Origin of the sequence: Nonomuraea sp. NPDC049784 (assembly GCF_040659615.1) — a bacterium.
GTDB lineage: Bacteria > Actinomycetota > Actinomycetes > Streptosporangiales > Streptosporangiaceae > Nonomuraea.
The window spans coordinates 1-6680 of sequence record NZ_JBFAMX010000567.1 but is presented as its reverse complement, the minus strand read 5'-3'; the positions used below and the strand labels follow the sequence as shown (position 1 = coordinate 6680).

Genomic DNA, 6680 nt, shown 5'->3' with positions numbered 1-6680 from the left:
ATCAATCCGAGCTATCCGTCAAAAAGACGGGGTCATGCATGTAAATCTCATGCACTGGCTTTTAACACACTGTTGAGTTCTCAAGAAACGGACGCACATCATCCGCCGGAATCCTTCTAAGGACCCCAGGCTCCGAGGCTCACATCTCACTTCCATCAGCCTACCCGATCCGGACGATCCTTGTCAAACCGCCCGATCCGGGAGCTTCCGGACTCGCCCCTCTTCGAGGCAACCCTGCTAACTTACTCCAACTTTCGCGTCTTGTCCAACCATGCGGCTGGACTGCCCGAAAGTCGGGGATCATCAGGAGGGGTGTGTCAGGGCTACCGCCCTACGTTGAAAACGATAGCAGCCCCGACGGCGTCGAAGGTCCATCTTAGGTAACGAATGGACCTTCCCCGCGTCCGTATGGTTCAAACACTGAGCCCGGCAAGCTGCGCCTCGAGCCGCGCGATGTCCGCGGACGCCTGCTCAGCCCGGTCTCTGACCTTGGCAACCACCGCTTCCGGCGCCTTGGCCATGAACTGCTCGTTGCCCAGCTTGGCGGCCACCTGTGCGGCCTCCTTGTGCGCGGCCGCCAGGTCCTTCTCCAGCCGCTTGCGCTCGGCCTCGACGTCGATGGCACCCGCGGTGTCGATCTCCACGGTCACCCCGCCCACCGAGAAGCTCGCCGTGGCGCTGAACGACTCCGCCGGCTCGGTGAGGCGCAGCAGCGCGCGGACCGCGGTCTCCTGGCCGGCCAGCAGAGTGCCCGCCAGCCCGAGCCGGGCGGCCACCTTCTGGCCGGGCTTGAGCCCCTGGTCCGAACGGAACCTGCGGACCTCCGTCACCAGCTCCTGTAGCGCCCCGATCTCCGCCTCGGCCGAGGCGTCCGTGTAGCGGGCGTCTACGGTCGGCCACGGCGACACGACGATCGACTCACCGCCCGTCACGGCCCGCCACAGCTCCTCGGTCACGAACGGCACCAGCGGATGCAGCAGCCGCAGCAGCGCGTCGAGCACGTGGCCGAGCACCAGCCGGGTGTGCTCGAGTCCCTCCGCGAGCTGGATCTTGGCCAGCTCCAGATACCAGTCGCAGACCTCGTCCCACGCGAAGTGGTAGAGCAGGTCGGACGCCTTGGCGAACTCGAACTCCTCGAAAGCCGCGTCCGCGGCCCCCACCACGGCCTGCAGCCGCGACAGGATCCAGCGGTCGGCCGCCGTCAGCTCGGCCCCCTCCAGCGACCCCACGGCCGCGCCGTTCATCAGGGCGAACCGGGTGGCGTTCCAGATCTTGTTGCAGAAGTTGCGGGAGCCGGCCGCCCACTCCTCGCTCACCGCGACGTCGGCGCCGGGGTTGGCACCACGCAGCAGGGTGAAGCGGGTGGCGTCGGCGCCGAAGCGTTCGACCCAGTCGAGCGGGTCGACCACGTTGCCGAACGACTTGGACATCTTCTTGCCGTACTGGTCGCGGACCATGCCGTGCAGCGCGACGGTGCGGAACGGCGGCTCGCCGTCCATCGCGTACAGCCCGAACATCATCATCCTGGCGACCCAGAAGAACAGGATGTCGTAGCCGGTGACCAGCACGGAGGTCGGATAGAAGCGCTCCAGCTCGCGCGTGGCGTCCGGCCAGCCGAGCGTCGAGAACGGCCACAGCGCCGAGGAGAACCAGGTGTCGAGCACGTCCTGGTCCTGCGTGTAGCCGGCGGGCGGATCCTCGTCAGGGCCCACGCACACGACCTCGCCCTCCGGCCCGTACCAGACCGGAATGCGGTGCCCCCACCAGAGCTGGCGGGAAATGCACCAGTCGTGCATGTCGTCGACCCAGTCGAAGTAGCGCTTGGCCAGCTCGGGCGGGTGGATGCGGGTGCGTCCGTCACGAACGGCGTCGCCCGCCGCCTTGGCCAGCGGCCCGACGTTCACGAACCACTGCAGCGACAGCCTGGGCTCGACGACGGTCTTGCAGCGCGAGCAGTGGCCGACGGAGTGGAGGTAGGGGCGCTTCTCCGCGACGATCCGCCCCTCGGCGCGGAGCGCCGCCACGACGGCGGGCCTGGCCTCGAAGCGGTCGAGGCCCTGGAACGGGCCGTGCGCGGTGATGACGCCGCGCTCGTCCATGACGGTCAGCGACGGCAGGGAATGGCGCCGTCCGATCTCGAAGTCGTTGGGGTCGTGGGCGGGCGTCACCTTGACCGCGCCGGTGCCGAAGGCGGGGTCGACGTGCTCGTCGGCAACCACGGGGATCATGCGGCCGGTCAGCGGCAGCTCCACCATCGTGCCGACCAGGTGCGCGTACCGCTCGTCCGAGGGGTGGACCGCCACGGCCGTGTCGCCGAGCATGGTCTCGGCGCGCGTGGTGGCCACCACGATCTCGTCGGAGTAGCGGATCGAGACCAGCTCGCCCTCGTCGTCGCTGTGCTCCACCTCGATGTCGGAGAGCGCGGTCAGGCAGCGCGGGCACCAGTTGATGATCCGCTCGGCGCGGTAGATCAGCCCGTCGTCGAACAGCTTCTTGAAGATCGTCTGCACGGCCCGCGAGAGCCCCGTGTCCATCGTGAACCGCTCGCGCGACCAGTCGACGCCATCGCCGAGCTTGCGCATCTGGCCGAGGATCCGGCCACCGGACTCCTCCTTCCACTCCCAGACCCGCTCGACGAACGCCTCGCGCCCGAGGTCGTGCCGCGACTTGCCCTGCTTGGCCAGCTCGCGCTCGACGACGTTCTGGGTGGCGATGCCGGCGTGGTCCATGCCGGGCAGCCAGAGGGTCTCGCGCCCCTGCATGCGGGAGCGCCGCGTCAGCGCGTCCTGGATGGAGTGGTCGAGCGCGTGCCCGATGTGCAGGACGCCCGTCACGTTGGGCGGAGGCAGGACGATGCTGTACGGCACGCGCGAGCTGCCTGGATCGGCGGTGAAATAGCCTTCGGATACCCAGCGCTCGTAGCTACGGGTCTCGACGTCGGCCGGCGTGTATTGGGTAGGCAGCTCTGGCGTTGTCACAGTGACCAATTCTAGGGAGGCCGACAAGCGGAAAGGCCCCGTACCCCGAAGGCGGGCTCATCCCGTCGAGCGTCAGCCCGTCAGCGCGGCCGAAGTCCCCGTCGCGTCCGAGCATCCTGATACGCCGAAGGCGCCGCCATACGCGGCAACGCCCATCGTGCGAGGGAAGGCTCAGAGGCGAGCGGATACGAGAGGGTTTGGAGGCTGGCAAGCGCGAGAGAGCTCAGACGCGGAGGACGCGAGAGGGCTCGGGAGCGGGAGGGTGTGCGGGGCTCAGAACGCCGAAAGCGCCCGCGTGGCGCATTGCCACGGGGCGCTCGGTAGGCCTTTCGCGCCGGCTCAGGCCGACTTCTCGCGCGGGGCGCGCTGCTGCTTGGCGGCGAGTTGGTCGCGCGGGACGAGCGTCGGGATCGCGTGCTCGAGCACCGACTCGCGGGTGATGACCACCCGGGCGACATCCTGCCTCGACGGCACCTCGTACATGACGGACTGCAGCACCTCCTCCAGGATGGCGCGCAGCCCGCGGGCGCCGGTGCCGCGCAGGATGGCCTGGTCGGCGATGGCCTCGAGGGCGCCGTCGGTGAACTCCAGCTCGACCCCGTCGAGCTCGAGCAGCTTGCGGTACTGCTTGACCAGCGCGTTGCGGGGCTCGGTGAGGATCTGGATGAGCGCCTCGCGGTCGAGGTTGTGCACCGAGGTGATGACCGGCAGGCGCCCGACGAACTCGGGGATCATGCCGAACTTCAGCAGGTCTTCCGGCATGACGTCGCCGAAGATGTCGGCCGTGTCGACCTCTTCCTTCGACCGGATGATGGCGTTGAAGCCGATGCCCTTACGCCCGATGCGCGACTCGATGATCTTTTCCAGACCGGCGAAGGCACCGCCGCAGATGAACAGCACGTTGGTCGTATCGATCTGGATGAACTCCTGGTGCGGGTGCTTGCGGCCGCCCTGCGGCGGCACGCTGGCCGTGGTGCCTTCCAGGATCTTCAGCAGCGCCTGCTGCACGCCCTCGCCCGAGACGTCACGCGTGATCGACGGGTTTTCGCTCTTGCGGGCGATCTTGTCGACCTCGTCGATGTAGATGATGCCGGTCTCGGCCTTCTTGACGTCGTAGTCGGCGGCCTGAATGAGCTTGAGGAGGATGTTCTCCACGTCCTCGCCGACGTATCCCGCCTCGGTCAGCGCGGTGGCGTCAGCGATGGCGAAGGGCACGTTGAGCATCTTCGCCAGGGTCTGCGCCAGCAGCGTCTTGCCCGAGCCCGTCGGGCCGAGCAGCAGGATGTTGCTCTTGGCCAGCTCCAGGCCGTCGTCTCTGCCCCGGTCGCCGGACTGCACCCGCTTGTAGTGGTTGTAGACCGCCACTGAGAGTGCTTTCTTCGCCTTGTCCTGACCGATGACGTAGGCGTCGAGGAACTCGTAGATCTCCCTCGGCTTGGGCAGGTTGTCCCACTTGAGCTCGGAGGACTCGGAGAGCTCCTCCTCAATGATCTCGTTGCAGAGATCAATGCACTCATCGCAGATGTAGACGCCTGGCCCGGCAATGAGCTTCTTGACTTGCTTCTGACTCTTCCCGCAGAAAGAGCACTTCAGCAGGTCTCCCCCGTCGCCGATGCGTGCCACCCCAGATACTCCTTTGCGTGGGACCGCCCTGCTGCCGCGAGCAGTGTCTCCGGACATCCTCCGGACTAGGCCGAACCGCTCAGGTTTCGACGTTACCGTCTTCTGGGCCCTCAGTGAGCCCCCTAGCGGCGAGTCGCACCGGAACGTGCCCTATTGGGCAGCGCTCCGGTGCGTCACGTCTCGTCAGGAAGCCACGGCCTGAGCGCGCTTCTTCCTGGACGGGATGATGTCATCGATCAGACCATACGCCTTTGCCTCGTCCGCGTTGAGAATTTTGTCGCGTTCGATGTCCTTGCGGACTTGGGCGGGGGTCTTGCCGGCGTGCCTCGCCACGATCTCCTCAAGGAGATTGCGCATGCGAAGGATCTCGCGGGCCTGGATCTCGATGTCGCTGCCCTGGCCGCCGCCCTCGGTGGACGGCTGGTGGATCAGCACCCGGGCGTTGGGCAGCGCGAACCGCTTGCCCGGGGTGCCGCCGGCCAGCAGCACGGCCGCAGCCGAGGCCGCCTGGCCCAGGCAGACCGTCTGGATCTCCGGCCGGACGAACTGCATCGTGTCGTAGATCGCCGTCATGGCGGTGAAGGAACCACCCGGCGAGTTGATGTAGATGCTGATGTCACGGTCGGGATCGAGCGACTCCAGCGTCAGCAGCTGGGCCATCACGTCGTTGGCCGACGCGTCGTCGATCTGCACTCCGAGGAAGATGATGCGGTCCTCGAAGAGCTTGGTGTACGGGTTGTGGGTCTTCACACCGACAGAGGTGCGCTCCGTGAACTCCGGAATGATGTAGCGGCTGTTGATATCCACTTCAGCTCCCCCTAAGAGACGGGGCCCTGCGAGGGCACCTGCCGCGCGCTGCGCACCACGTGATCGATGAAGCCGTAGTCCTGGGCTTCCTCGGCCGTGAACCAGCGGTCGCGGTCGGAATCGGCCTCGATCTGCTCCAGCGGCTGGCCGGTGTGGAAAGCGATCCGCTCGGCGAGCGTCTTTTTCACGTAGAGCATCTGTTCGGCCTGGATGGCGATGTCGGCGGCGGTGCCGCCGATGCCGCCCGACGGCTGGTGCATCATGACCCTGGCGTGGGGCAGGGAGTAACGCTTGCCCTTGGCGCCCGCGGTGAGCAGGAACTGCCCCATCGAGGCGGCCATGCCCATCACGACCGTGGACACGTCGTTCGGCACATATTCCATCATGTCGTAGATGGCCATGCCTGCACTCACCGAGCCGCCCGGCGAGTTGATGTAAAGCGTGATGTCGCGGTCGGGGTCGTCGGCCGCGAGCAGCAGTAGCTCGGCGCAGATGCGATTGGCGATCTCGTCGTTGACTTCCTGGCCGAGCACGATGATGCGCTCCCGGAGCAGGCGCTGGTAAAGCTGATCCTCAAGCCGGAAGGACGAGCCGTTCTCACGGCCTCGCGACTCAGGCTGATAGAAGGTCGGCGGGCTGGTCACAGCGTCACCTTCCGATGCGTCGTTATCGATTGGCTTTGCTTGTGACCTTAACGCGCGCTGCGCACAGGTCATGCCCGGTCCCCCGTACTGTTCGCTGTCGGCGCAGGTTCGGACAAGCCTATGCCTGTTATCCTCGGCCCGACCTCACCCGTTCCGTCCCGATGTCCGTGCCATCGTCCTGGGGCGATGGCTCCCTAGGACGCTCTGGAACGTCCGGCTGGCCGGGTTACCGGTCACCGGCGCCGCACGACCGCCGTCGGAGCTCCCGGATCCCCACGAGCCCTCTGAGGGCCTTGTACGGCGTGCCCGCCCGTACCCAGGGGATTTTCGCCCCACCGCAGAGGCGGGCGAGTTTGAGGAGGCGGCCCTGGGCGCGGCCGTGGCCGCGGGCGCCCGGAGCCCCAGCGCCCGCCCGCCCGTACAGGATCTCAGGCAGGCGAGCGCACCACACAGCGGGTGGCACGGGGGCACCGGACGGTGTGACCCCGGCTGTGCCATGCCATGCATGCGCCGGGCGTGGAACGGTGCGTCCCGCGCCGTGCCGGCGCCGGGCCATGCAAGCGCGACGGAACTGCGGGCCGGCGCCTGCGTGCGCGGCACGACTGCAACTGGGCTGGGCGAGCGCACC

At 67.3% G+C, this 6680-nt stretch carries 4 protein-coding genes; all 4 read right to left on the bottom strand.

Going from position 1 to position 6680, the window contains the following annotated elements:
* Nucleotides 1-413 precede the first annotated feature (413 nt).
* Nucleotides 414-2978 (bottom strand): valine--tRNA ligase, encoded by a 2565-nt coding sequence (locus AB0J09_RS52040; protein ID WP_360709236.1) that lies wholly within the window; start codon nt 2976-2978, stop codon nt 414-416.
* Nucleotides 2979-3317: 339 nt separating this feature from the next.
* A complete protein-coding gene (clpX, locus tag AB0J09_RS52035) occupies nt 3318-4601 on the bottom strand; it encodes an ATP-dependent Clp protease ATP-binding subunit ClpX (protein ID WP_360709233.1) in 1284 nt (427 codons plus the stop codon).
* Nucleotides 4602-4784: 183 nt separating this feature from the next.
* The gene (locus tag AB0J09_RS52030; RefSeq protein ID WP_360709230.1) at nt 4785-5408 is read right to left on the bottom strand and encodes an ATP-dependent Clp protease proteolytic subunit; all 624 of its coding nucleotides are present in this window, start codon (nt 5406-5408) and stop codon (nt 4785-4787) included.
* 11 nt (nt 5409-5419) lie between these two features.
* Nucleotides 5420-6052, bottom strand: coding sequence for an ATP-dependent Clp protease proteolytic subunit (locus tag AB0J09_RS52025; RefSeq protein ID WP_360709228.1), 633 nt, complete (start codon nt 6050-6052; stop codon nt 5420-5422).
* Nucleotides 6053-6680 lie beyond the last annotated feature (628 nt).